This is a genomic window from Collimonas sp. GW821-FHT07E08, from assembly GCF_059418905.1.
The window spans coordinates 56,292-80,032 of sequence record NZ_JBWKQR010000012.1 but is presented as its reverse complement, the minus strand read 5'-3'; the positions used below and the strand labels follow the sequence as shown (position 1 = coordinate 80,032).

Sequence of the window (23,741 nt, the reverse complement as noted above, 5' to 3'; positions counted from 1 at the left end):
TCTTGCGCCTGCATCCGGGAACGGCAGCTGCGCCGCTCCCGGAATTCCTGCGCGATTGAACTGCCAGGCAGCTTAGAAGTTCGACCGGAACTGCACGCCGAACATGCGCGGATCGTTGATGAACGCCGTCCGGTTGTCGAAATCGATGCCGCCGACCGCCACGATCTTGTTGGTGATGTTGCGGGCGAATGCAGCGACTTCATACTTGTCGCCATCCCACTTGTAGCCTATGCGCAAGCCGCCTTCCAGCAACGGTTTGCCGGTGAACTCGGTGGAGTTGTACAGGAAGAAGTTGATCTTGCTGCGATAGGCCCAGTCGGTATAGAAGAACAGTTCGTCGTTGTTGCCCATCGGGATGCCGTAGCGTGCGGTGACGTTGGCGATCCACTTCGGCGCTTGCGGCAAGGAATTGCCGTTGATCGAATACAGCCCCGGCCGCACCTGGGTATTGAGCATGGTGCAGGAAGCGCAGCCGGCCACCAGCAGGTTCGGATCGCGGATCTGGGTGTAGTTGTAGCTGCCGCCGACGGTCACCCGCAGGCGTTCGCTCAGGTTGGCTTCCAGGTCCAGTTCGGCGCCGCGGCCCACGGTCTTGGCGGCATTTATCAGCATGATCGAGTTGGAGTTGCCGCCGACCGCCGTCAGCTGCTGGTTCTTGACATCGAAGCTGTAGACGCTGAAGTTGGCGCGGGCGCGGCGGTTGAACAGGTCGGCCTTGATCCCGGCTTCATACGAAGTAATGGTTTCCGCGTTGGCCACCGTGATCGGCACCGACGACGATGGCGCCGCAATACTCGGTGCGCGGAAACCGGTGGCTACCCGTGCATAAGTATTGACGTCCTTGGTCAAGGCATAGTTGGCGCTGAGATCCCAGCTGACGTTCGATTTGCTTTCGCTGATCGAGCCGGGGCCGGTGAACGTCACGTTGTTGGCGACTTCGTTGGAGAAATCCTTTTTGTCCTGGGTATAACGCAGGCCGCCGCGCAATTTGAGCCTGTCGTTGACGTCATAGGTCAGCGAGCCGAAAGCCGCGTAGGCGGTGTTTTTCTGGCGGTTCTGCAGGTAGCTGGTCTGCAGCTGGGTGGTGCTGTCGAAGTTGGAGCTGTTGCCTGCTACGTCTTCATAGAAATAGTAGAGGCCGGTCTGCCAGTTGAGCGGTCCTTCGTTCTTCGATTCGACCCGGAACTCTTGCGAGAACTGCTTGTGGTCGGCGACGCCGCCGCCGGTCTGCACCTGGAACGGGATGAAGCCGGGGCCGGTCGGCGTGCCGCCGTCGATGTCGCCGCGGCTGAAATAGCTGGAAATGGTTTCATAGCCGGTGATCGAGTACAGCTTGACCTGGTCCAGGTTCCAGCTCAGCCGGGCGCTGCCGCCGGCGGTATGCAAAGCCTGCGTGTTCAGGCCGTTGAAGGTAACCTGCGAAGGATTGAAGCCGGCGACGAAGCCATCGCTGCCTTTCTCCAGGATATTGGCGCGGAACAGGCGCGCGCTGCCGTCGGTCGCACGCGAGTGGATATTGAACAGGGCGTTGAACGTGCCGTCCGGCTTGTACAGGAATTGCAGGCGTCCGGCGCGTTCGTTGTAGCCCTCCAGAAAAGGCGTGCCGCCGCCGTTGTTGGTGACCCAGTCGTCGCGGTGCTGCACCAGGGCCGAGAAGCGCATCGCCCATTGGTCGCTCAGCGGCACGTTGACTGCTGCTTCGGCATTGGCGGTATTGTGGGTGCCGTCGGACACGCTGTAATAACCGGAGACCTTGTCCAGGCTCGGCTTGGCCGAATCGAACTTGACCACGCCGGCCGGCGTATTGCGGCCGAACAGCGTGCCTTGCGGGCCGCGCAGCACTTCGACGCCGGCCAGGTCGAACATCGGGAAGCCCTTGAGGGCGGCGTTTTCCTGCACCACATCGTCGAACACCAGCGATACCGGCTGCGAAGCGAAGGTGGAAAAATCGGTGTTGCCGTAACCGCGGATATAGAAGCGCGGGAAGGTGCGGCCGTTCGACGATTCGATGTTCAGGCTCGGCACCTTGGCCGCCAGCACGCGGATATCCTGGCCGCCGGAATTGAGCACATCCAGGGTTTCACCCTTGAGCAGGGTCACCGAAATCGGCACGTCCTTGATTTTTTCGACACGCCGCTGCGCGGTCACCGTCATGGTTTCCAGCTGCAGCGAAGAGCCGGCTTGCGGCGCTTCGGCGGTTGCCGCGGGCGCCGTGCCGCCTGCCGTCTGCGCCAGCGCTGCGCTGAACGGCAGGGCGGCTCCCAATGTCAGCACCATCTTTTGCGCGCAATAAATGCGGGCGCGTGCCCTCGCTCTTTTTCCCATTTTTCCCATCCCTCTGTTATCGACATTGATAAACCGGACTTGCTTGAATTCTTGTTTTGCCTTCGTCGCGCAAGGATCGGGCCATTGGCAGGCAATCCCCGCGATTGACCCGGAACGGATTCATGTAACGCAAAGACCGTGCCAGATTTTTTTCGGGCAGGAAGAAAGGAAAAAACGGTATTACGGTTTATGTGGAAAACAGATTGTATACATATGAAAAACGGTTTTCGATGGCGAGCCGCGCCGTTTGGATTGGCAATTGCGAAGACGCCGGAAAGCTGGATTTTGGTGAACGGCCACGCTATTTATTGGTGAGGCCCGCGCCAAATTAGGGATGGCTGCCGCCGGCGGGAACCGGTTTAGTGCGCATCCCTGTCGCGGATTAGCGACATTTTTTAATAATTTGTATACACTTTAAACCGCTTGGGGCAATGTCCGCCAAGAGAGGAAACGGGGCAACCGGCAAGCCGGTCCGGTTACGCGATATCGAGGATGTCGGCCAGGTCCACTTCGTGCTGGTCGTCGCTCAGGCGCAAGGCGCGTTCGATGTCGAGCAGGTGCTGGTCCATCATTCTGACCGCCAGCGCGGCGTCGCCGGCGGCGATGGCGTCGATCAGCTGTTCGTGCTCGTCGTTCGGGCAGGCGGTCTTGCCCGGCGCCTGGTACAGCGCGATGATCAATGAGCAGCGCGACACCAGTTCGCGCAGGAAGCGGGTCAGCACCGGGTTGCCGGCGCTGTCGGACAGCAGGATATGGAACTCGCCGCCCAGGCGTATCCATTTGGCGTGGTCGCCGGAGTGGAAGGATGCGTGTTCTTCCCGCACGATCTGGCGCAGGCGGGTGATCTGGGCGCGGGTGGCGTTGGCGGCCGCCAGCGGCACGATCGCCGCTTCGATGGCGCGCCGGGCGGCGAAGATTTCGCGGGTTTCCTGCGGCGTCGGCTGGGCGATGATGGCGCCGCGGTTGGGGCGCAATTCGAGGATGTGGTCGTGCGCCAGGCGCTGGATCGCCTTGCGCACGATAGTGCGGCTGACGGCGAACAGTTGGCACAGGCTGGCTTCGGTCAGCTTGGTGCCGGGCGGCAGGCGCTGGCTCATCACCGCCTTCAGCACGGAGTCGTAGATCTTTTGGTCGACAATGCCGCTGCCCCGCTTGGCGGCGGGCTTGGCCGGCGAAGAAACCGTGTCACCAGACTTTTTTCTCATGGGTCCCATTTCTGTTTCGGATAACAAGCCTGTGGCCATGCTACCGCAAATCCTGCTGCCGATCACAAGCTTGCCGGTAGCACGAATCACGCCAGATGCGGCGCGCCGCGCGCATCCGTGTCTGGCATGCAGTTTGCTTTTGTAAGGGCTTTATGCCGACAAGACATTGTGGTCGAGGTCGGCGATTGGCACAGGAATTGATGTAGCATGTTGCTTGCTTTGGCGCGCGCCGGATGGCGCAGCTGGCAGGGCGGCAACGCTGGAATCATTTTGCAACAGTCTTTTTATCGGCACAGGCAAAAGAAAGTGACTTCAACCATACCGCGTCTGGAAATCGCCCATATCCGCAAAGCCTATCCGGGCGTGCTGGCGAATGACGATATCAACCTGCGCGTCGCGCCCGGCGAAATCCATGCCGTCCTCGGCGAAAACGGCGCCGGCAAGTCGACCCTGATGAAAATCATTTTCGGCACCGTGAAACCGGACGCCGGCGAGATTTTCTGGAACGGCGAGCAGGTGCACATCGCCAACCCGCATATCGCGCGCAAGCTCGGCATCGCCATGGTGTTCCAGCATTTCTCCCTGTTCGATACGCTGACTGTCGCTGAAAACATCGCCCTCGGCCTGGCCTCGGACGTCAGCATGCCGGAACTGGTGATGCAAATCCGCCAGACCGGCGAAAAGTACGGACTGGAGCTGGAGCCGCATCGCCATGTGCATACGCTGTCGGTCGGCGAACGCCAGCGGGTCGAGATCGTGCGCGCCTTGCTGACCAGCCCGCAGCTGCTGATCCTGGACGAACCGACTTCGGTGCTGACGCCGCAGGCGGTGGACAAGCTGTTCGTCACCCTGCGCAAGCTGGCCGCGGAAGGCTGCAGCATCCTGTACATCAGCCACAAGCTGGATGAAATCCGCGCGCTCTGCCACAGCGCCACGGTGATGCGCAACGGCAGGGTCAGCGGCAACTGCGATCCGCGCAACGAAACCAGCGCCGGCCTGTCGCGCCTGATGATCGGCGACGAGCTGGTGCGCTTGCAGCGTGAGCGTAATCCGGATTCGCAGCGCAGCGAACGCAAGTTGCATCTCAATCGCCTGAGCTTGCCGAAGGCGCACCTGTTCGCCACCGAATTGCACGCTATCGAATGCGAGGTACGGGCCGGCGAGATTGTCGGCATCGCCGGCGTTTCCGGCAACGGCCAGCAGGAGCTGCTGGCGGCGCTGTCGGGCGAAGACCAGCGCGCAGCGCCCGGCATGGTGATGCTGGCCGGCCGCGCCGCCGGGCAGCTGGCGCCCAATCCGCGCCGCGCGCTCGGCCTCGGCCTGGTGCCGGAGGAACGGCTGGGGCGCGGCGCGGTGCCGGGCATGACGCTGGCCGCCAACATGCTGCTGTCGCACCAGAAACCGCCATACGTCAAGCGCGGCATGATCGATTTCGACTACACGCGCAAGATCGCCGCCCACATCATCGACCGTTTCAAGGTCAAGGCCGGCGGCCCCGATGCGCTGGCGAAAAGCCTGTCCGGCGGCAACCTGCAGAAATTCATCGTCGGCCGCGAGCTGGAGCGCAAGCCCGCCGTGTTCATCGTGGCGCAGCCGACCTGGGGCGTCGATGTCGGCGCCGCCGCGCAGATCCACGCCGAAATCCTGGCATTGAAAAAAGAAGGCTGTGCAGTGCTGATCATTTCCGAAGAACTCGATGAACTGTTCGCCTTGTGCGACCGCCTGCATGTCATCGCCAAGGGCAGGCTGTCGCCTTCGATCCCGATCGAACAGGCTACGCGCGAGCAGGTCGGCTTGTGGATGAGCGGCTTGTGGCAGGAAACGCCGGAGGCCGCGCATGCGTAATTTCTGGCCATGGAAACTGGAATTGCGCGGCACGCCGTCGCGCGCCATGACCTACCTGTCGCCGGTGCTGGCGGTGGTAATGACGATGCTGCTCGGCGCCTTGCTGTTCATCGCGCTGGGCAAGGATCCGCTGGCCGGGCTCAAGGTGTTCCTGATCGATCCGTTCAACGGCAAGCGCGCCATCAGCGAACTGCTGCTGAAATCGGTGCCCTTGATTTTGTGCGCGCTGGGCCTGGCGGTATGCTTCCGCGCCAATGTCTGGAATATCGGCGCCGAAGGCCAGTTCACCGTCGGCGCCTTGTTTGCCGGCGCTACGCTGGTGCTGGTCGATGTGCCCGGCCATGCGATTCCCGGCGGACTCGGCTTGTTCCTGATGATCGTTGCCGGCATCCTCGGCGGCGCCTTCTGGGCCAGCATCACGGCGCTGCTGCGCGACCGCTTCAACGCCAATGAAATCCTGGTGTCGCTGATGCTGACCTATGTCGCGCAACTGCTGCTGATGTATGCGGTCAACGGGCCGCTGAAAGACCCGAACGGCATGAATTTCCCGCAGTCGAAAGTGTTCTCCAGCGAATTCATGCTGCCGGCGCTGCTGGGCGGAACGCGCCTGCATATCGGTTTTGCCGTGACGCTGGTGCTGGCGGCGGTGATGACGGTGTTCGTGGCGCGCAGCTTGCGCGGCTTTTCGCTGTTCGTCGGCGGCACGGCGCCGCATGCGGCGCGTTATGCCGGCTTTTCCAGCCGCAGCGCGCTGTGGACCTCGCTGCTGATTTCCGGCAGCTTCGCCGGCCTGGCGGGCGCCTTCGAGATCGCCGGACCGATCGGCCAGCTGCTGCCGTCGGTATCGCCCGGCTACGGTTTTGCCGCCATCATCGTTGCGTTCATTGGCCGCTTGCATCCGGTCGGCGCGGTGCTGGGCGGGCTGGTGATGTCGCTGCTGTACCTGGGCGGCGAGCTGGCGCAATCGCGGCTCGGCTTGCCGTCGGCGATTACCGGCGTGTTCCAGGGCATGCTGCTGTTTTTACTGTTGGCCAGCGATACCCTGATTGATTATCGCCTGCGCCGCAAAGCCAAGGTCTGACGGATATGGAACAATTCGCTTCTCTCATCGCCGCCTCGATCAACGCCGGAACGCCGCTGCTGCTGGCGGCGCTCGGCCTGCTGATCAACGAGCGCGCCGGCGTCCTCAACCTCGGCGCGGAAGGCATGATGCTGGTAGCCGCGATCGCCGGTTTTGCCGTCGGCTACACCACCCATAGCCCGCTGCTCGGTTTCCTGGCGGGCGCGCTCAGCGGAGTACTGATGGCGGCGCTGTTTTCCTGGCTGGCGCTGGTGCTGGCGACCAACCAAGTGGCCACCGGGCTGGCCTTGTCGATTTTCGGCGCCGGGCTGTCGGCCTTCATCGGCCAGCGTTTTGTCGGCCTGGCCTTGCCTTCGCAAACGCTGGCGATTCCGCTGCTGAAGGATATTCCCTTTATCGGCCAGGCGCTGTTCCAGCAGCATTGGATGAGTTACCTGGCTCTGCTGCTGTGCGCCGCCATCGGCTGGTTCATTTACCGCACGCGCGCCGGCCTGGTGCTGCGCGCCGTCGGCGAATCGCCGGAATCGGCCCATGCGCTTGGTTACCCGGTGCGCTGGATACGCTTCGCCGCGCTGCTGTTCGGCGGCGCCTGCTGCGGCCTGGCCGGCGCCTACCTGTCGCTGGTGTACACGCCGATGTGGGTGGAAGGGCTGGTCTCCGGGCGCGGCTGGATCGCGCTGGCGCTGACCGCGTTCGCCACCTGGCGGCCGGCGCGCGTGCTGCTGGGCGCGCTGCTGTTCGGCGGCGTCACCATCCTGCAGTTCTACCTGCAGGGCATAGGCGTGACGCTGCCGTCGCAAATCCTGTCGATGCTGCCGTATGTCGCCACCATCGTGGTGCTGGCGCTGATTTCGCGCAACCCGGACTGGATCCGCCTGAACATGCCGGCATCGCTGGGCAAACCTTTTAAACCTGATGCAAGCTGACCAACCACCAAGGGAGATACACATGAAGATTTCACGCAGGGCATCACTCGCAATGCTCACAGCGCTGGCTGCCGCCACGCTGATCGGCTGCGGCAAGACAGACGACACGCCGGCGCCGGCCGCCAGCGCTCCTGCAGCGGCAGCCGCGCCGGCCAAGGCCGAGCCGCTGAAAGTGGCTTTCGTCTACATCGGACCGGTGGGCGACGCCGGCTGGACCTTCGCCCACGACAAGGGACGCAAGGCGGTCGAGGAAAAATACGGCGACAAGGTGAAAACCACGTTCGTCGAGAACGTGCCTGAATCGGCCGCCGACGCCGAGCGCGTGATCCGCCAGCTGGCGGTCGACGGCAACAAGCTGATCTTCGGCACCACCTTCGGTTACATGGAAGCGATGCTGAAGGTGGCCAAGGAATTCCCGGACGTCAAATTCGAACACGCGACCGGTTTCAAGACTGCCGACAACCTGGCCCAGTACGATGTCCGTACTTATGAAGGCGCCTACCTGGCCGGCGTGGTGGCGGGCAAGATGAGCAAATCGGGCAAGCTCGGGGTGGTCGCTTCGGTGCCGATTCCTGAAGTGATCCGCAACATCGATTCCTTCACACTGGGCGCGCGCTCGGTCAATCCGAAAGCCACTACGCGCGTGGTGTGGGTCAACAAGTGGTTCGATCCGGGCAAGGAACGCGAAGCCGCCACCACCCTGATCGGCCAGGGCGTCGACGTGCTGATGCAAAACACCGACTCCGCCGCCGTGGTGCAGACTGCCCAGGAAAAGGGTGTATACGCCTTCGGCTGGGATAGCGACATGACCAGCTTCGGCCCCAAAGCCCACCAGGCGGCATCGATGATCAACTGGAGCGTGTACTACAACAAGCGCGTCGGCGAAGTGCTGGACGGCACCTGGAAAACCGGCAGCAGCTGGCTCGGCCTGAAAGAAGACGGCATCGACCTCGGCGCCTTCAATCCTGACCTGCCGGCCGACGTCAAGGCGCTGGTGGCCGAACGCAAGAAAGCCATCATCGACGGCAGCGCGCCGATCTGGAAAGGCCCTGTGGTCGACAACACCGGCAAGGAGGTGGTGGCCAAGGATGCCGTGGCGGACGATGCTTTCCTGCATGGCATCAAGTTCTACGTGCAAGGCGTGGAAGGCAAAGTGCCGGGCTGATCGCTGATCTCGCCGGTTCCGGATCGGCTTTATCGGTGCGCCGATCCGGAATTTCATATAAGAGAGCCCACCAAGATGGACTCCCTCAGCTTTGGCGCTTAATCCTGCTTCAGCAGATCACGGACCGCATCACGATAATTTCGCAGCGGACGCCCCAGCATCTTCTCCAGTACCTCCACTACGCCTGGTGCGGCATGCATGCCGATGGTCTGGATGCGTCCCATCATCAGGCGCATGTCATAGGCCATCCAGTCGGGGCCATAGGCCGCCAATTGCTGCTCGAAACCGTCCAGGCTATCTCCGCCGTAGTGAATCTCGCGGTGAAGCTCCTCGCCCCACACGCCGGCGGCCACCGGTCCGGTCAGGATCTCGGGCCCCACCAGTTCGAGCGTGCGGCGCGGCAGCGCATGCGTCGTGTGATGGCGCGCCAACAGCTCGGCCGCCGCGATGTCAGCGATGTCGCGCACGTCGATCATTTCCACTCCGGCCTCGCCGATCGGCATCGGGTAGATGCCATAGCCTTCGATCACGGACTTGATGCGCTCGTCGTTCTGCATGAAATAGGCCGGCCGCAGGATGGTCGCCGGCAGCTCCAGGCTCTCGATCATCCGCTCAACTGTGTGCTTGCCCGTGAAGTGCGGAACATTTGTGTAGAGATCGGCGTGGATTACCGAGAGGTAGACGATGCGTTCGATTCCCGCCTCCTTGGCCAGATTCAGCGTCATCAGCGCTTGCGTCACTTCATCTGGCGTCACCGCGTTGAGCAGGAACAGGGTGCGCACCGACGACAGCGCCGCGCGCATGGATTTGGGGCTGCTCATGTCGCCCACGACCTCGGTCACGCCGTCGGGTAGCACGGCCTTGCCGGGCGTGCGAACCAAGGCCTTGAGTTCGACGTTGGCCGACGCCAGGCGTTGCAGGATCAGGGAGCCGATGGTGCCAGAGGCACCGGTAATCAGGATGCTCATGTCGTATTTCCTTTATGAATGGATGCGGATGGATGAATCAGAGGAGAAGGCGACGACGGTCTTGCCGAGTTGCGGTCGGTTGCGGTTGCGCTCGATCGCGGCGGGCAGATCATCGAAGGGAACGACGGCGTCGATCCGAGATTGCAGGCGGCCGTGCGCGACGTCTACGGCGATCTCCTGCAGCCGCTCGGCGTCGGGCTTGTTCATGAACCACAGGCCGCGGCGGCCGGCGGGAGTGCTCTGCAGGATCGCTGGGGAGGCGGTGCTGACGATGGCGCCGTTGGCAGAGAGCACCTGCCAGGAGCGAGCGAGGGTGTCTGCGCCGACGTAGTCGAGCACCAGGTCAATGTTACTGACAGCGGCCTCGAACTGGCCGGTCTGGTAGTCGATGGCATGGTCGGCGCCCAGGCCGAGCACATAGTCGAAATCGCGGGTCAGCGCAGTGGTGAACACCTTGGCGCCGGCGCGACGCGCGAACTGCACCGCGAAGCCGCCCAGCCCGCCGGCCGCGCCATGGATCAGGATGCGCTGTCCGGCGTGGACGGGCCCGGCGAAGTGCAGGCTTTGCCATGCGGAGACGGCCGCCACCGGCAGTGCCGCGGCGTCGGTGAAGCTCAATGACGCGGGCATGGGAGCGAGGTTGGCTGCATCCACAGCCGCCAGCTCGGCATAGGCGCCCAGCCCGCCGAGCGGCCCCATCACGCGATCACCCTTGGTGAAGCGGGTGACGCCGGGGCCGACTTGCTCGACCACGCCGGCCAGCTCGATGCCCAGCACGGTCGGCAACGCCAAAGGGAAGGCGTCCCTGACGTAGCCTTCGCGGACCTTCCAGTCCAGCCCGTTGACGCCGGCGGCGTGCACGCGCACCACGACCTGGCCGGCGCCCGCGACCGGCGCCTCGATGAGGGAAATCCTGGCGGCGTCGGGACCGCCATACTGCATCAGCTGCAAAGCACGAATCTTTTTCATGACAACTCCTTGTGGTTGGGTACGGACCTAACAATAATGTGTTTCATATTCAAAACAAAGACCATAAAATATAGACACACTGTATTGATATTGAGACGACATGGACATTAACGCGCTGGCAGATTTCCAATTGGTGGCGACTCACGGCGGGTTCGGCCGCGCCAGCCGCGCGAGCGGGCGCTCAAAGGCGACCTTGTCGCGCCGGATCGCCGAATTCGAGGAAGCGCTGGGCGTGCGCCTCATCGAACGGGGCGCGCGCAATCTTGAGCTGACGGAGGCGGGACGGCTCCTGCTGAAGCGCTCCGAGGCGCCGATGCGCGAACTCGCCGAGGCGCTGGCCGAGGCCCGGGAAGGAGTGGACAAGCCGCGCGGGCGACTGCGCATAGCGGCGCCCCTGGTCTTTTCGCAGATGGCACTGGGAGGAATACTCGCCAGGTTTCAGGCGAGCTATCCGGAGGTGGAGGTCGAGGCCGTGGCGGAAGACCGATTGGTCGACTTGGTGGAGGAACACTTCGACGTCACCATCCGTATCAACCCGCGCAAGGACAGCGTTCTGGTAGGCAGGTGCTTCGCCAGAGACCGGCTGGTCCTCGCCGCCGCCCCGTCGCTGCGCGCCCCGGGTGGACGAGCCGCCAAGCCCGTCTCTACGCCGGCGGTAGTCATGCCGACCTACCGCGACGGCGACCTTTGGTCAGCTACCGACCGCAAGCTGGTGGTGGAGCCGCGGCCGGTCCTGCGCCTGTCGTCGTTACTAATGGTGCGCGATGCCGCCGCGGCCGGCGCCGGCGTGGCGCTGCTGCCGCAATCCTTGGCACAAGGCCTGGTCGACGAAGGCAGACTGACCACTTGGGGAATGGTCGGCGAGGAGGTCGAACTCTGGATCCTCTACACGTCGCGCCGGCTGCAGAGCCCGAAAGTGCGGGCGTTTGTCGACTTCATTTGCGGGCAATATCCAACAGGATGGTTTGCTGTTTAACCCTGTGAGCCAGGCGATCCTTGCTCGTTTTGCCATGCCGAGTCCATCTTCGTCAGTATCGCTGTGCGCAGATAGCCTGCCGATGGCGGATCCAGTCGTTCTCGCTATTCCGCAATGTCCGCAACCGGCTGTGGATTCAACCGGTGGATGCGTTTCTCCGATGCACAAGTATTCATTTTTAGATGAAACGTTGACGCACAGGGATGAACAGCATCAGCGCCTCCAGCCATGACTGGTAACCCTAGCTGACCGTAGCCGCCACATTGGCCCGAGCCTTATGCAATTTCCTGTAGCTGTCGATCAGGCGCTGGTGCCTGTCGAGCCCCTCCAGTTTCATGCTCGTCGGCGTTAACCCGAAGAAACGCACGCTGCCGTCCACGGACCCCATCACCGCGTCCATCCGAGCATCGCCAAACATCCGGCGGAAATTGACCGCGTAATCGTCCAGTTCCAAGTCGTCATCCAGCAGCACCTCCAGCACCACATTCAATGCCTGATAAAACAATCCGCGCTCGGCCGTGTTGTCGTTGTACTGCAGGAACGCTCCCACCAGCTCATGCGCCGCCTCGAATTGCTGCAAGGCGAGATGAACCAGCAGCTTCAACTCGAGGACCGTCAGTTGCCCCCAGTCCGTATTCTCGTCAAATTCGATGCCGATCAACGTGGCGATGTCGGAATATTCATCGAGCTCATTGTTATCCAGGCGCTCGAGCAGCGCTTCCAGGCTGGCATCGTCCAGGCGATGCAGGTTCAAAATATCGGCGCGGAACAACAGCGCCTTGTTGGTGTTGTCCCAGATCAAATCTTCTATCGGATAAATTTCGGAATAACCGGGCACCAGAATCCGGCAGGCCACGGCGCCTAAATTGTCGTACGCCGCCATGTACACCTGTTTGCCCATGTCTTCGAGAATGCCGAACAAGGTCGCGGCTTCCTCGGCATTGGAGTTTTCACCCTGGCCGGAAAAATCCCATTCGACAAAATCGAAATCCGCTTTGGCGCTGAAAAAGCGCCATGACACGATACCGCTGGAATCGATGAAGTGTTCGACAAAGTTATTTGGCTCAGTCACGGCTTCGCTTGCAAAGGTGGGCCGAGGCAATTCGTTCAGGCCTTCAAAACTGCGGCCCTGCAGCAGTTCCGTCAGGCTGCGCTCCAGCGCCACCTCCAGGCTTGGGTGCGCGCCGAACGAGGCAAACACGCCGCCTGTCCGCGGGTTCATCAAGGTGACGCACATCACCGGGTACACCCCTCCCAGCGACGCATCCTTCACCAGCACCGGAAAGCCTTGCTCTTCCAGTGCCTGGATGCCGGCCAGGATGCCAGGGTATTTCGCCAGCACTTCCTGCGGCACATCGGGCAACGCGATTTCACCTTCCAGGATTTCGCGTTTTACCGCCCGTTCGAAAATTTCCGACAGGCATTGCACCTGCGCTTCGGCCAGCGTGTTGCCGGCGCTCATGCCGTTGCTGACGTACAGGTTTTCGACCAGGTTGGATGGAAAATACACCACTTCGCCGTCCGACTGCCGCACATACGGCAGCGAACAGATACCGCGCTGCACATTGCCGGAGTTGGTGTCGACCAGATGCGAGCCATGTAACTCGCCGTCGGGATTGTAAATTTGCCGGCAATACTCATCCAGAATTTCAGCCGGCAGCGCATCTTTAGGGCCAGGCTTAAACCAGCGCTCGTTCGGGTAATGCACAAACGCCGCGTTGGCGATGTCTTCGCCCCAGAATGTGCCGGCGTAGAAATGGTTGTTATTCAGCCGCTCGATATACTCTCCCAGCGCCGACGCCAACGCGCTTTCCTTGGTCGCTCCCTTGCCGTTGGTGAAGCACATCGGCGAGTGCGCATCGCGGATATGCAGCGACCACACATTGGGAACAAGATTACGCCACGAAGCGATTTCAATCTTGATGCCCAAGTTCGCCAAAACGCCCGACATATTGGCGATGGTTTGCTCCAACGGCAGGTCCTTGCCCGCAATATAGGTGCTGACGTCGGAAGCCGGCTTCAATGTCAGCAGCGACTGGGCATCGGCATCCAGGTTCTGTACTTCTTCAATGACAAACTCGGGGCCCGCTTGCACCACTTTTTTCACCGTACAACGGTCGATGGAGCGCAAAATGCCCTGGCGGTCTTTGGCAGAGATATCCGCCGGCAACTCGACCTGAATCTTGAAAATCTGCTGGTACCGGTTTTCCGGATCGACAATATTATTCTGCGACAGGCGGATATTTTCAGTAGGAATATTGCGAGTTACGCAATACAACTTCACAAAGTACGCAGCGCACAAGGCCGACGAGGCCAGAAAATAATCGAAGGGACCAGGCGCCGAGCCATCGCCCTTATAGCGGATAGGCTGGTCGGCCACTACCGTGAAGTCATCGAACTTGGCTTCCAGACGCAGCTTATCGAGAAAGTTGACCTTGATTTCCATGGGGGAATTCTAAAAATGATGTAGCCGCTATTATCCGCCGCCACGCCGGTACCGTGCAAAGTATCGGTGGTTTCCTCAAGCGCTGGCGCATATTGGTAATTTGGCAGGCGAACGCCATGGCGCAGTACATGGTTGGAACCGGCGAGCTTTCATGCTGCATGGCGATTCCCACCAAGTCCGTATCCAGGCGGTATTGGCCGCACAGGGTGGCGGCCTGATCATGGTTCCTGGCCACGTGCTGACGATTGTGGGGTGGGTCAGTGGCGAGCCCTATGTCATGCAGGGCGTATCGTTTGCCGCTTTTTTGCGACTCGGCGAAAAGTCCGAACGACGAAACTGAACCAGGTTTAGGTCACGCCGTTGTTGCCGCTACTGACACTAGTTCACCAGATTAGGATCCAGATTCTCGCTGCCAACACAAAAATTTTGCACTATCGGTACTCCCCATGGCGTGGATAACCGCGTCGTTGTTGAATCCGGGAAGTTCCTGCAGCTTCGATAGCAATTCCTTTACGCCTTCTGCCTGGCTCGGCACCAGGCATCCACTTGATGTGCCGCGCAACTCCCAGAACACATCGTCAACATATGGTCCGCCATCAGTTGTGATAATGCTGACCGCTTGAAGTTCGCTCCATAAAAGAGTGTCTCGTATCCCGTCTGCCGTCGTGCGAGTGACTTGTTCGTCGTTGAATTCAACGACATTTTGCGGCGGAATGGTCAAAGATTCCGGTTTTTTGCTGGACGGAACGGCTGGAGCTTCTGGCTTTTTTTTGAATAGACGAAATAGAAAATTCATATGTGCTCCAACGATTAATTAGACAAAATAATATCAATTTTATAATAAATTCAAAGTTAAATCGTCTATAGGCACGTTGTTTTGAAATTTCTCAATTGCTCCTCTCATGGAAAGCCCAAATTTCCAGATGGCGATTTTATGTGAATGTATGCATTATCAAGTACGCCTATTGATTGGATGGCGCTACCGTTCATTTATCTGATCGTCGGTTTTATCTGTAAGCTGTCCGGTGCCTCGGTTTACAACCTTGCTGCAAAATGGATTGGCGGCATTGAATTCACCTCATTCCCAAGTGCAAATTCCACCGCAAGTCTTAGCATGGCTGGCGCGATGTAGTGCCGATGGATGTAGGTAATGGCTTTCATGTAAAACCTGCCGAACAGATTCTTGCAATGAACACGGGTGCCCAGTGTTATATCGACATGATGCTTGTCAACGATTTCAACGGCGACGCACGACCTGAACAACAGATGCTTGTCGTTGGCGCCAAGAATGACTTGTGCCCACGTGTCACCAGGATTGACTGATTGGTCGAAAACTGGATAGCACTTCGCAAAGAATGTATTGGTATCGGACGACAGCAGCGACGAAACCGGACATCCCAGCGGCGAAGTACGCAAGCCCAAAGGTTTGACCAATGCATTTCGCAGCGCCATCAGGCCGGATACCCCACCTGGCCGGTTAAGTAAAAAGCCCTCCAGCACGGAGGCCAGCAATTGCGCGGCGCTGGCGTCCTTGAAACTGGCGCCCGTAATCCGCAGAGAAAATGCATCGTCATGATGCACCGGCATGCCGGCAAGCTGCTTGTTCAACAAGGAACCTGCAGGCGCTGCCTTGAGTTCCTTGACGGCACGGCCAGATCCGCCGTATGACACGAAACCAGAGGCTTCCTGCCACGAACTCCATGCTCCGCGCAGCCAGCCCACGCTGGCCCTTACTACGTTGCAGAGCGCGTGATGCAAAGTTCCTGGCGGCGCATCCAACGATAGAATCGTTGTAGGAATCGACGCCGCGTCAAATTCTTGCGCCTCAAGAAGCGCCGTAACCTCCGGCGGCAGCAGTTCGGTCAATGCCGGAATGCTAGCCTCATTGGCGAGGACCTTTTCTTTCAACTCATGCGACAAATTTCCGCCCAGTTCATTGGTATGGCAAGAAAGCGCAAAGAATGCCGGATGCATCGATCTGCGCGATAGAGGGGAAAACTGATGCCAGGTTTCTCCTCCGAAACGCACTGTGAACATGCAATCCGGCGGGATATTGACAAAACGCAGTGCCCTCACAAAATTACGCGGGTCCTCCGTAACTTGCTGTGTAGACGCGCTGGAAAAACGCAACTGCGCGCCGCCGCTTCCGGACACCGCGGTAAAGATCCGATGGCCGGCATGGCGGTGAAACGGATGCCCGGAGGGACCGACTGCAAACGAATACAAAGAAGTGGCGTCACCTTTGGGGAAATTGGTCCCGCCCAGTTTGACGGAAGGCTCATCCAGCTCATCCACAAAAGCATCATGCTGCCGCTGCCTAGAGGCTACGCTTTCAAACAAATGGCTGCCCGCACCGTGGCCCATTTGAGCAATCAAACATACTTCCACTGCTAAACCGCCGGATTCAGAGGGAATCCGAACGGAAGGGAAGGAATCGGCAATCTGAGTCAGGTTTGGCATTGGACATTCTCTTCTATTCAGTTTTACGACGTTTGGCAATGCCTCGAGATTCCTGCTTGAGCGGACGGCCTACCGGACAGAGTTCCAGCGCATAACCGGTAAGGCTGTTAACCAAGCTGTCAGCGTTGAGTTTGTAGAGGACGAACTGGCCTTTGCGCTCGCTAGTGACCAGCTCAGCGGCTTCCAGGACCGACAGATGCCGCGAAATCGCCGGCGCACTCATGGAAAAGCGCTCGGCAAGCTCAGACGTGCTGAGTTCGGCCTCGGTAAGGTAGGCCAAGATCTGGCGTCTTGGTATTGAAGCTAAGGCTTCAAAGATTTTGTCGAGAGATGCGGCCATTTTTCACAAACCAATCTATTAACTTATTTGTTAATTATATTAATCTTGAAAAAATAAAGAAGCAAGCAATTTATCGAGTGGCTGCGACCCGAGCGAACCAAGAAGACATCTGAAGCAGCGTTTGAGAGCGGGGCGAGTATCTTTTCTGCCATCCAGCAATACCGCCATCTGCCAAATATAGAAGTACAGGCAGCTGTCTTATTTAATATTGATTGCTCCCCTTATTCGTGGCAGCATAGGCAATTCTTTGCGTACGGCAATATGGCGCGGTGTTTGATGCGCAAGCACATGGGAGGTCGATGATGGGATTTGACAGGAAGTTCCTGGTTTCCGGAACGGCTTATGCGGTTCTCGGCCTTTCATCGATCGCGGTCCTTTTAGGAATGTTGCCGACGCTGTTCATGGCGATGCGCACGCCGGCGGGAAAGGTTTGAATGCCCTGGGAACCGAACCTGTCTCGGCGCCTTCCTCGCGGGATCGCCAAATGAAAATGGCGCTGGCCAAGCCGAGGAGATCGATGTTCCGTGGGCTGGTGTTTCCTCTCTTGCTCTGTATCGCGGCAACCGCCGCCGCGCAAAACAATGTGCTTGCGGTTCCACCGTCGGGAGTGATCGGTTTCGACCAGGCGATGCTTGCTCCCGACTACTGGATCGCGCGGGCTTCCAGTCCGGACAAAGTCTTGATGTCGCGGCAGCAGATCGATGTCCTGAATGCAAAAACATATGCGGCGGATCCCGCCATGCACGATCTCGCCAAGGTCGGGCCCGCCTTGTCCCGCGAGCAGGTGCTCCTGTGGCTGAAAGAGGCTGCAGAACCGCTGACCAAGCCGCTGGTGGATGCAGCCGGAAACGCCATCCCGAAAGCAGCGATAGTGGCGATCGAGGCCAATATCGGCGCCGGCCGGATCCCGGCCAGCACTCCCACCCGCTACGGGTTAAGCGTGCGGCGCGCGCAGCTGCGCACCTATCCGACGTCGCTGCAGGCTTTCCCGTCGAAGGATCTCCTGGATTTCGAAAGCTTCCAGGGCGGCACGCTTTTCCCCGGCGATCCCGTCATCGTTGCGCATGCGAGCGTCGACGGCCAGTGGCTGCTGGTCTTGAGCGAACAAGCTCCTGCCTGGGTAGCGCGCGCGGACATCGCCGAGGGGGCTGCCGCAGAAGTGTTTGCCTATGCCGGCAAGCAGCCGTTTCGGGTAGTGACCGGAGACAAAGTGCGGACGGTATTCACGCCGGAAGCGCCCGAGGTCTCGGAGCTTCAGCTTGACATGGGCGTGCGGGTCCCGCTTGCGCGGCTGGCTGAGGGCGAGCCGGTGAACGGCCAGGGGCCTTACGTATCCTGGACGGTAGATCTTCCGGTACGCCGCGAAGACGGGTCGTTAGGTTTCAAGGCCGCATTGCTGCAGAAGATCAAGGACACTTCTCCCGGCTATCTGCCGTTCACCAAAGCCAACATCATCCGCCAGGGATTCAAGTTCCTCGGCGAACGGTATGGCTGGGGGCATCTCTACAACGCCCGCGACTGCAGCGGATTCACCAGCGAGGTGTACCGCAGCATGGGAATTTTCCTGCCTCCCAATTCCGGCGCCCAGGGCCGCAGCCCGGCATTGCAGCAGCGCGTTTTTTCAGCTTCGGATTCTCACCAGGCCCGCGTCGAGGCGGTAATGGCGGCACAGGTCGGCGACCTGATCGCGGTTCCCGGACATGTGCTGATGATTCTGGGGCAGGTCAATGGCGAGCCCTATGTCATACAGGACGTGCCGTTTGCCGTTTTCCGCGATCCGGGGGGAAAGGTCCGCATGACGAAGCTGAACCAGGTTTCGGTCACGCCGCTGCTGCCATTGCTGGCAGATGAACAGCACTTGTATGTGGATGCGATGACGAGCCTGGTGCATGTGGCTGCCAGGTGAATCGATGCCAAGGCCGTAAATCAGTGAATGGGGTAATCGCGGGTAGGCAATTTAAGCTGGTAATTCAATAATTCATAAAAGGGAAAAAAATCATGAAAAAACAGATCTTGAACATTTCGCCGGTGCAGACAGCCAAGGTGGTGGCGATTCTTTATTTCGTTGTTTCCTTGCCGATCATTATCCTCATGATCCTGTTTCTTTCAGTGATGCCAGGGAGCAAAGCGCCGGCGATCGGCGCGATGCTGGCGCTGCCGTTCATTTACCTGGTTGTCGGTTTTCTCTTTACGCTGTTCGGCGCATGGGTCTACAACCTGGTTGCAAAATGGGTCGGCGGCATTGAATTCACCACGTCGGAAATTGAAAATTCCTGAGAGGGCCGGCAAGCAGGACCGCGCCGGCTAGATAGCGCGCAATCCTGCTGCATTTGACCCGGCTCAGTAAGCCTCAGGCACTGAAACGCACCGCCTGGCGCGCCAGCAAGCGCCAGTGGCCGCCGTGCTTCTTCCATACCATCAGGATCTTCAGGGAGACATTGCCCGGTTTGCCGGAGTCATTGGTGACTGCTGCCAGGGTGTGGCGCACCACCGCGGTATCTCCCGAAATCTTGACGCTCTGGTCCGACAGGGCAATGCTGACGAAGTCCGATTCGCCGCTGACCAGCGCGCCGATGAATTCCGCCTTGTCTTGCACCTTGCCGTTCGAGTGGCCGTAACTCAGTTCGTCCATGACCAGCCGGTCGAGCGCCGCACGGTCGCCGGGATGGAGCATCGCTGCCCGCAGTTTTTCGACTTGTTCAGCGACGGTTTCTTCATCGGGGGCGGCTGCTGCGCCTTGGGCAATGATCATGGAGCAGACCATTGCAGTGCACAAATACATCCATTTCTTAAACATCGGGGTCTCCTTGGTGGTGGTTTGTTTTCTTATCAGTCATCATACAACATAAAATAGCGTCGAGAATAGCCGGATTACGCGGACCTATCCAATATATCGAGGGATATATCCGATGATTTGACAAGAAGGACGCAGGCAATACATAATCGATTAAGTTGTATGACAACGTATAACAATAAGCGGGAGCACAGCAATCGCAGATACGCCACAATGTCTGCGATCTCTCTCAAATCGGCATCGGCACGGGACATGGCATGAGCGACAAGACAAATAGTGCAGAGGGCGGCGCGCAGTTCCGGCGCCTGTTGTTGACCGGCGCCGGCGGCGGCCTGGGCAAGGTATTGCGGCCAAGGCTGGCAGCGTTCGCCGCCACCGTCAGGGTTTCCGACCTGGCGGCGGTGTTGGCCGGCGACGCCGCGCCAAACGAAGAAGTGCAGCCCTGCAACCTGGCCGACCGGGCCGCGGTGGACGCGCTGGTGGCCGGCTGCGACGCCATCGTGCATCTCGGCGGCGTATCGGTGGAGCGGCCGTTCGAGGAAATCCTGGAAGCCAATATCAAGGGCGTGTTCCACATATACGAAGCGGCGCGGCGGCATGGCGTCAAGCGCGTGATTTTCGCCAGCTCCAACCACGTCACCGGGTTTTACCGGCAAGACCAGGTCATCGACAGCCACGACCTGCGGCGGCCGGACGGTTATTACGGCTTGTCCAAATCATACGGCGAAGACATGGCGCAGCTGTATTTCGACCGTTACGGCATCGAGACCGTCAGCATCCGCATCGGCAATTCCTTCCCCACCGCCAAAGACCGGCGCGCGCTGGCCTGCTGGCTGAGCTACGACGACCTGACCGAACTGCTGCGCTGCAGCCTGTTCACGCCGCAGGTCGGCCACACGGTGGTGTACGGCATGTCCGACAATAACGGCGTCTGGTGGAACAACCGCCATGCCGCGCATCTCGGTTTTAGGCCGCGCGACAGCTCGGAACAGTTCCGCGCCGCGGTCGAGGCGCAGCCTCTGCCGGCCGCGGACGATCCGGTGCGCATGTACCAGGGCGGCATGTTTACAGTGACAGGACCGTTCGAGCCGCAATAAGCCGGCTTGAACGGCAAGTCCCCGGAACAAGCGCAAAAAAAAGCGCAGCCGGGGCGGAATGCAGGGAGACCGCGGCAGTCGGCAGATGAAAATCGCGATTGGCGCGCCGAGATAAGCAGAAAAAGCTACAGGAGCATTCGTCGGTCATGAGTTTTTCTCTTCACTTTAGCGATCTTCTTCCCTATTGGCCGGTGTTCCTTGAGGGCGCATGGCTGACCCTGAAGATGACCGGCGTCGCGGTAGTGGCCGGAGTGAGCATCGGCACGCTGGTGGCTTTCGCCAAGCGCGGCCGCCGCAAATGGCTGTCGAAAGCCTGTTCGGTATACATCGACGCGGTGCGCAACACGCCGTTCCTGGTGCAGCTGTTCCTCTTGTATTTCGGCCTGGCCAGCCTCGGCATCCACATGCCGACCTTCGCTGCTGCCGTGCTGGCGATGATCATCAATATCGCCGCCTACGCCGCTGAAATCATCCGCGCCGGACTGGAAGCAGTGCCGCGCGGCCAGATCGAAGCGGCCGAATGCCTCGGCCTGTCGCGCTGGCGCATCGGCTGGCACGTGATGCTGCAGCCCTCGATAGAGAAGGTCTACCCGGCGCTGACCAGCCAGTTCCTGCTGATGATGCAGGCTTCCGCCATGGCTTCGCAGATCTCGGCCGAGGAGTTGACGGCGATCGCCAACACCGTGCAGTCGGATACCTTCCGTTCGCTGGAAACCTATATCGTGGTGGCTTGCCTGTACCTGGTGCTGTCGCTGCTGGTCAAGCTGCTGGCCTGGGGCCTGGGCGAATATTTCTTCAAGCGGCGCCGGGCGATCCGGCGCGCCGCGGCGCAAGCCGGCCGGAAGCAGCCGGCTGCCCCCGAGGCCGCCGCGATCGGCGCCGGCAAGCGGAGGACGACATGATCGGCAACTTCAGCTGGACCCACCTGATTTACCTGGCGCAGTCGATCTGGTGGACGCTGCTGCTGTCGCTGATCGCCTTCCTGCTCGGCAGCATCGGCGGCTTCGGCGTCATGCTGGCGCGCATTTCGCCGCGCCGCTGGCTGCGTTTGCCGGCCTTGCTCTACATCGAATCGATACAAGGCATCCCGCTGCTGATCCTGCTGTTCATCGTCTACTACGGCTTGTCGGTTTACGGTTTTGCCTTGCCGGCGCTGGTGGCGGCCGGGCTGGCGATGATGGTCTACACCAGCGCCTACCTGGGCGACATCTGGCGCGGCTGCGTCGAAGCGATGCCGAAACCGCAGTGGGAAGCCGCCGAATGCCTGTCGCTGACGCGCTGGCAGACGCTGCGCCTGGTGATCATTCCGCAGGCGCTGCGCCTGTCGTTGCCGCCGACCGTCGGTTTCCTGGTGCAGGTCATCAAGATGACTTCGCTGGCCTCGGTGATCGGTTTTGTCGAACTGACGCGCGCCGGCCAGATCATCAACAACTCGATTTTCCAGCCGTTCCTGATCTTCAGCCTGGTCGGGGCTTTTTATTTCGCACTGTGTTACCCGCTTTCGCGCTGGAGCGAAGCTATGGAGAATAAGCTCAATGTCGGCAATCGCTAACCCAATCGTCAAGCTGGACCAGATCTACAAAAGTTTCGGCGCCAACCAGGTCCTCAAGGGTGTCTCGTTCGAAGTCGGCAAGGGCGAGATGATCGCCATCATCGGCGCCAGCGGTTCCGGAAAAAGCACGGCGCTGCGCTGCATCGACCGGCTCGAAACCATCGATTCCGGCAGCATCGAGGTGTGCGACATCCGGGTCGACGATCCGCAGGTCGACCTGCACCGGCTGCGCCAGGAAGTCGGCATCGTGTTCCAGAGCTACAACCTGTTTCCGCACCTGACGGTGCAGGAGAACATCATGCTGGCGCTGCGCCATGTCAAGCGCCAGCCGCGCGCGGAAGCGTTGCGGGTGTCGCTGGCGGCGCTGGAGCAGGTCGGCCTGGGCGACAAGGCGGCGGCGTACCCGGAACAGTTGTCCGGCGGCCAGCAGCAGCGGGTGGCGATCGCGCGTTCGCTGGCGATGGCGCCGAAAGTAATGCTGTTCGATGAAGTGACGTCGGCGCTCGATCCGCAGCTCACCGGCGAAGTGCTGCGCGTCATGGAAGACCTGGCGGCCGGCGGCATGACGATGCTGCTGGTGACGCATGAAATGGCGTTCGCCAAGCGGGTCGCCGACCGCATCATCTACATGCATCAAGGCAAGGTATGGGAAGTCGGCCCCGGCGACATGCTGGACGCGCCGCAAACCGCGGAACTGCGCGCTTTCCTCAACAACGGTTTGCAGCCGGACCGGATTTTGCGTCACATAACTATTCCATAAAACAGGAGACAGGCATGAAACTCGACACACTTTTTACCCGCGGCTGCATCGCCGCTTTGCTATTCTGCGGAGCGGCCCACGCGGCATTGGCGGACCAGCTGGACGACATCAAGAAAGCCGGCAAGGTGCGGGTGGCGATCGCCATGGGCACGCCGCTGTTCAGCTACGCCGACGCCAACCTGCAGCCGACCGGCTCGGATGTCGACACCGCGACGCAGCTGGCGCACGACCTGGGCGTCAAGCTGGAACTGGTGCCGATCACCAACGCCGCCCGCGTGCCGACCTTGCAGGCGCAGCGCGCCGACCTGGTGATCGCCGACCTGTCGATCACGCCCGAGCGCGCCAAGGTGGTCGATTTTTCGGTGCCGTATGCGGTGATCACGATCATCGTCGGCGGACCGAAGAGCATCAAGATCAAGGACTATGCCGACCTCGCCGGCAAGCGCATCGGCCTGACCCGCGCCACCGTCAACGATACGCTCACCACGCAGCTGGCCAAGGGCGCGGAAATCATGCGTTATGAAGACGATGCGACCTTGATCACCTCGATGGTGACCGGACAGATCGAGATCTTTTCCAGCACGCCCTCCAACCTGGCCGAAATGATCAAGCGGGCGCCGGCCAAGAACCTGGAATTGAAATTCGCGCAAAAGGATTTTGACCTGGGCATCGCCATGAACAAAGACCAGCCGAAGCTGAAGGAGTGGGTCAATGCCTGGGTTGTCGCCAATCACAAGAATGGCAAGCTGAATGCGATCTACAAGAAATACCATGGCCGCGATTTGCCGGCTACCATCGCGAACGCCGGTTGAACCGCGCAACGCCGGCAGCA

Annotated in this window: 23 protein-coding genes; 14 read left to right on the top strand and 9 right to left on the bottom strand. The window is 60.3% G+C overall.

Annotated elements, in window-relative coordinates:
* Positions 1-72 precede the first annotated feature (72 nt).
* Both AC07RZ_RS16670 and AC07RZ_RS16665 read right to left on the bottom strand, forming a co-directional pair.
* A complete protein-coding gene (locus tag AC07RZ_RS16670; RefSeq protein ID WP_494668758.1) occupies positions 73-2,325 on the bottom strand; it encodes a TonB-dependent receptor in 2,253 nt (750 codons plus the stop codon).
* Between the two features lie 476 nt (positions 2,326-2,801).
* Positions 2,802-3,530, bottom strand: a complete 729-nt coding sequence (locus AC07RZ_RS16665; RefSeq protein ID WP_494668757.1) for a GntR family transcriptional regulator — start codon at positions 3,528-3,530, stop codon at positions 2,802-2,804.
* A 306-nt stretch (positions 3,531-3,836) separates the two neighbouring features.
* Here AC07RZ_RS16665 and AC07RZ_RS16660 point away from each other — a divergent pair, with 306 nt between their 5' ends.
* From AC07RZ_RS16660 to AC07RZ_RS16645, 4 genes are read left to right on the top strand one after another with little or no spacing between them, the layout of a single operon-like run.
* Entirely contained in the window at positions 3,837-5,375 is a 1,539-nt protein-coding gene (locus tag AC07RZ_RS16660) for an ABC transporter ATP-binding protein (protein ID WP_494668756.1), read from the top strand.
* Complete coding sequence (locus AC07RZ_RS16655) at positions 5,368-6,456, top strand: ABC transporter permease (protein ID WP_254785180.1); 1,089 nt, start codon at positions 5,368-5,370, stop codon at positions 6,454-6,456. Before AC07RZ_RS16660 ends, AC07RZ_RS16655 begins: the two co-directional genes overlap by 8 nt.
* A gap of 5 nt (positions 6,457-6,461) precedes the next feature.
* A complete protein-coding gene (locus AC07RZ_RS16650) occupies positions 6,462-7,382 on the top strand; it encodes an ABC transporter permease (RefSeq protein WP_092400169.1) in 921 nt (306 codons plus the stop codon).
* A 22-nt stretch (positions 7,383-7,404) separates the two neighbouring features.
* Positions 7,405-8,547, top strand: coding sequence for a BMP family ABC transporter substrate-binding protein (locus AC07RZ_RS16645; protein ID WP_494668755.1), 1,143 nt, complete (start codon positions 7,405-7,407; stop codon positions 8,545-8,547).
* Positions 8,548-8,645: 98 nt separating this feature from the next.
* Here the strand turns inward: AC07RZ_RS16645 and AC07RZ_RS16640 are convergent, their stop codons facing one another.
* Positions 8,646-9,515: an SDR family oxidoreductase gene (locus tag AC07RZ_RS16640; protein WP_325661738.1), complete on the bottom strand. Its 870-nt coding sequence runs from the start codon at positions 9,513-9,515 to the stop codon at positions 8,646-8,648.
* Positions 9,516-9,527: 12 nt separating this feature from the next.
* Positions 9,528-10,484 (bottom strand): NADP-dependent oxidoreductase, encoded by a 957-nt coding sequence (locus AC07RZ_RS16635; RefSeq protein ID WP_494668754.1) that lies wholly within the window; start codon positions 10,482-10,484, stop codon positions 9,528-9,530.
* Between the two features lie 100 nt (positions 10,485-10,584).
* Between AC07RZ_RS16635 and AC07RZ_RS16630 the strand changes: the two genes are divergently transcribed.
* Complete coding sequence (locus AC07RZ_RS16630; RefSeq protein WP_325661742.1) at positions 10,585-11,460, top strand: LysR family transcriptional regulator; 876 nt, start codon at positions 10,585-10,587, stop codon at positions 11,458-11,460.
* A gap of 241 nt (positions 11,461-11,701) precedes the next feature.
* Here AC07RZ_RS16630 and AC07RZ_RS16625 read toward each other — a convergent pair whose 3' ends face one another.
* Positions 11,702-13,906, bottom strand: coding sequence for an OsmC domain/YcaO domain-containing protein (locus AC07RZ_RS16625; RefSeq protein ID WP_494668753.1), 2,205 nt, complete (start codon positions 13,904-13,906; stop codon positions 11,702-11,704).
* A 151-nt stretch (positions 13,907-14,057) separates the two neighbouring features.
* On the opposite strand from AC07RZ_RS16625, the gene AC07RZ_RS16620 reads away from it, so the two are divergent.
* Entirely contained in the window at positions 14,058-14,246 is a 189-nt protein-coding gene (locus tag AC07RZ_RS16620) for a hypothetical protein (RefSeq protein ID WP_494668752.1), read from the top strand.
* 51 nt (positions 14,247-14,297) lie between these two features.
* Here the strand turns inward: AC07RZ_RS16620 and AC07RZ_RS16615 are convergent, their stop codons facing one another.
* The 3 genes from AC07RZ_RS16615 to AC07RZ_RS16605 all read right to left on the bottom strand — a co-directional run bounded on the left by AC07RZ_RS16615 (position 14,298) and on the right by AC07RZ_RS16605 (position 16,706).
* On the bottom strand, positions 14,298-14,702 hold the full coding sequence (locus AC07RZ_RS16615; RefSeq protein ID WP_494668751.1) for a hypothetical protein: 405 nt from the start codon (positions 14,700-14,702) through the stop codon (positions 14,298-14,300).
* 239 nt (positions 14,703-14,941) lie between these two features.
* Entirely contained in the window at positions 14,942-16,366 is a 1,425-nt protein-coding gene (locus AC07RZ_RS16610; RefSeq protein ID WP_494668750.1) for a DUF2867 domain-containing protein, read from the bottom strand.
* Between the two features lie 13 nt (positions 16,367-16,379).
* Positions 16,380-16,706: a metalloregulator ArsR/SmtB family transcription factor gene (locus AC07RZ_RS16605; protein WP_494668749.1), complete on the bottom strand. Its 327-nt coding sequence runs from the start codon at positions 16,704-16,706 to the stop codon at positions 16,380-16,382.
* 299 nt (positions 16,707-17,005) lie between these two features.
* Here AC07RZ_RS16605 and AC07RZ_RS16600 point away from each other — a divergent pair, with 299 nt between their 5' ends.
* The 3 genes from AC07RZ_RS16600 (at position 17,006) to AC07RZ_RS16590 (ending at position 18,983) form a co-directional block, all read left to right on the top strand.
* Complete coding sequence (locus AC07RZ_RS16600) at positions 17,006-17,140, top strand: hypothetical protein (protein ID WP_494668748.1); 135 nt, start codon at positions 17,006-17,008, stop codon at positions 17,138-17,140.
* Positions 17,141-17,190: 50 nt separating this feature from the next.
* Positions 17,191-18,612 carry an SH3 domain-containing protein gene (locus AC07RZ_RS16595; RefSeq protein WP_494668747.1) on the top strand — a complete coding sequence of 474 codons (1,422 nt, stop codon included), beginning with the start codon at positions 17,191-17,193 and terminating at the stop codon, positions 18,610-18,612.
* A gap of 92 nt (positions 18,613-18,704) precedes the next feature.
* The gene (locus AC07RZ_RS16590; protein ID WP_144738011.1) at positions 18,705-18,983 is read left to right on the top strand and encodes a hypothetical protein; all 279 of its coding nucleotides are present in this window, start codon (positions 18,705-18,707) and stop codon (positions 18,981-18,983) included.
* A 73-nt stretch (positions 18,984-19,056) separates the two neighbouring features.
* On the opposite strand, the gene AC07RZ_RS16585 is transcribed toward AC07RZ_RS16590, so the two are convergent.
* The gene (locus tag AC07RZ_RS16585; protein ID WP_494668746.1) at positions 19,057-19,503 is read right to left on the bottom strand and encodes a nuclear transport factor 2 family protein; all 447 of its coding nucleotides are present in this window, start codon (positions 19,501-19,503) and stop codon (positions 19,057-19,059) included.
* 254 nt (positions 19,504-19,757) lie between these two features.
* Between AC07RZ_RS16585 and AC07RZ_RS16580 the strand changes: the two genes are divergently transcribed.
* The 5 genes from AC07RZ_RS16580 to AC07RZ_RS16560 all read left to right on the top strand — a co-directional run bounded on the left by AC07RZ_RS16580 (position 19,758) and on the right by AC07RZ_RS16560 (position 23,721).
* Positions 19,758-20,597, top strand: coding sequence for an NAD-dependent epimerase/dehydratase family protein (locus AC07RZ_RS16580; RefSeq protein WP_494668745.1), 840 nt, complete (start codon positions 19,758-19,760; stop codon positions 20,595-20,597).
* Positions 20,598-20,743: 146 nt separating this feature from the next.
* Entirely contained in the window at positions 20,744-21,499 is a 756-nt protein-coding gene (locus AC07RZ_RS16575) for an amino acid ABC transporter permease (RefSeq protein ID WP_494668744.1), read from the top strand.
* Complete coding sequence (locus AC07RZ_RS16570) at positions 21,496-22,149, top strand: amino acid ABC transporter permease (protein WP_092400142.1); 654 nt, start codon at positions 21,496-21,498, stop codon at positions 22,147-22,149. The genes AC07RZ_RS16575 and AC07RZ_RS16570 overlap by 4 nt, the downstream gene beginning before the upstream one ends.
* Positions 22,133-22,909 (top strand): amino acid ABC transporter ATP-binding protein, encoded by a 777-nt coding sequence (locus AC07RZ_RS16565; protein ID WP_494668743.1) that lies wholly within the window; start codon positions 22,133-22,135, stop codon positions 22,907-22,909. Before AC07RZ_RS16570 ends, AC07RZ_RS16565 begins: the two co-directional genes overlap by 17 nt.
* Positions 22,910-22,923: 14 nt before the next feature.
* Complete coding sequence (locus AC07RZ_RS16560; RefSeq protein ID WP_494668742.1) at positions 22,924-23,721, top strand: transporter substrate-binding domain-containing protein; 798 nt, start codon at positions 22,924-22,926, stop codon at positions 23,719-23,721.
* The last annotated feature ends 20 nt before the right edge of the window (positions 23,722-23,741 follow it).

What these genes read in the sequence shown, in the direction of transcription:
- AC07RZ_RS16615 (WP_494668751.1), bottom strand. Translation starts at nt 14,702, where the DNA reads ATGAATTTTCTATTTCGTCTATTCAAAAAAAAGCCAGAAGCTCCAGCC.
- AC07RZ_RS16600 (WP_494668748.1), top strand. Translation starts at nt 17,006, where the DNA reads ATGATGGGATTTGACAGGAAGTTCCTGGTTTCCGGAACGGCTTATGCG.
- AC07RZ_RS16620 (WP_494668752.1), top strand. Translation starts at nt 14,058, where the DNA reads ATGCTGCATGGCGATTCCCACCAAGTCCGTATCCAGGCGGTATTGGCC.
- AC07RZ_RS16595 (WP_494668747.1), top strand. Translation starts at nt 17,191, where the DNA reads ATGAAAATGGCGCTGGCCAAGCCGAGGAGATCGATGTTCCGTGGGCTG.
- AC07RZ_RS16650 (WP_092400169.1), top strand. Translation starts at nt 6,462, where the DNA reads ATGGAACAATTCGCTTCTCTCATCGCCGCCTCGATCAACGCCGGAACG.
- AC07RZ_RS16585 (WP_494668746.1), bottom strand. Translation starts at nt 19,503, where the DNA reads ATGTTTAAGAAATGGATGTATTTGTGCACTGCAATGGTCTGCTCCATG.
- AC07RZ_RS16665 (WP_494668757.1), bottom strand. Translation starts at nt 3,530, where the DNA reads ATGAGAAAAAAGTCTGGTGACACGGTTTCTTCGCCGGCCAAGCCCGCC.
- AC07RZ_RS16635 (WP_494668754.1), bottom strand. Translation starts at nt 10,484, where the DNA reads ATGAAAAAGATTCGTGCTTTGCAGCTGATGCAGTATGGCGGTCCCGAC.
- AC07RZ_RS16630 (WP_325661742.1), top strand. Translation starts at nt 10,585, where the DNA reads ATGGACATTAACGCGCTGGCAGATTTCCAATTGGTGGCGACTCACGGC.
- AC07RZ_RS16590 (WP_144738011.1), top strand. Translation starts at nt 18,705, where the DNA reads ATGAAAAAACAGATCTTGAACATTTCGCCGGTGCAGACAGCCAAGGTG.
- AC07RZ_RS16575 (WP_494668744.1), top strand. Translation starts at nt 20,744, where the DNA reads ATGAGTTTTTCTCTTCACTTTAGCGATCTTCTTCCCTATTGGCCGGTG.
- AC07RZ_RS16670 (WP_494668758.1), bottom strand. Translation starts at nt 2,325, where the DNA reads ATGGGAAAAAGAGCGAGGGCACGCGCCCGCATTTATTGCGCGCAAAAG.
- AC07RZ_RS16565 (WP_494668743.1), top strand. Translation starts at nt 22,133, where the DNA reads ATGTCGGCAATCGCTAACCCAATCGTCAAGCTGGACCAGATCTACAAA.
- AC07RZ_RS16640 (WP_325661738.1), bottom strand. Translation starts at nt 9,515, where the DNA reads ATGAGCATCCTGATTACCGGTGCCTCTGGCACCATCGGCTCCCTGATC.
- AC07RZ_RS16570 (WP_092400142.1), top strand. Translation starts at nt 21,496, where the DNA reads ATGATCGGCAACTTCAGCTGGACCCACCTGATTTACCTGGCGCAGTCG.
- AC07RZ_RS16645 (WP_494668755.1), top strand. Translation starts at nt 7,405, where the DNA reads ATGAAGATTTCACGCAGGGCATCACTCGCAATGCTCACAGCGCTGGCT.
- AC07RZ_RS16580 (WP_494668745.1), top strand. Translation starts at nt 19,758, where the DNA reads ATGAGCGACAAGACAAATAGTGCAGAGGGCGGCGCGCAGTTCCGGCGC.
- AC07RZ_RS16605 (WP_494668749.1), bottom strand. Translation starts at nt 16,706, where the DNA reads ATGGCCGCATCTCTCGACAAAATCTTTGAAGCCTTAGCTTCAATACCA.
- AC07RZ_RS16560 (WP_494668742.1), top strand. Translation starts at nt 22,924, where the DNA reads ATGAAACTCGACACACTTTTTACCCGCGGCTGCATCGCCGCTTTGCTA.
- AC07RZ_RS16625 (WP_494668753.1), bottom strand. Translation starts at nt 13,906, where the DNA reads ATGGAAATCAAGGTCAACTTTCTCGATAAGCTGCGTCTGGAAGCCAAG.
- AC07RZ_RS16610 (WP_494668750.1), bottom strand. Translation starts at nt 16,366, where the DNA reads ATGCCAAACCTGACTCAGATTGCCGATTCCTTCCCTTCCGTTCGGATT.
- AC07RZ_RS16655 (WP_254785180.1), top strand. Translation starts at nt 5,368, where the DNA reads ATGCGTAATTTCTGGCCATGGAAACTGGAATTGCGCGGCACGCCGTCG.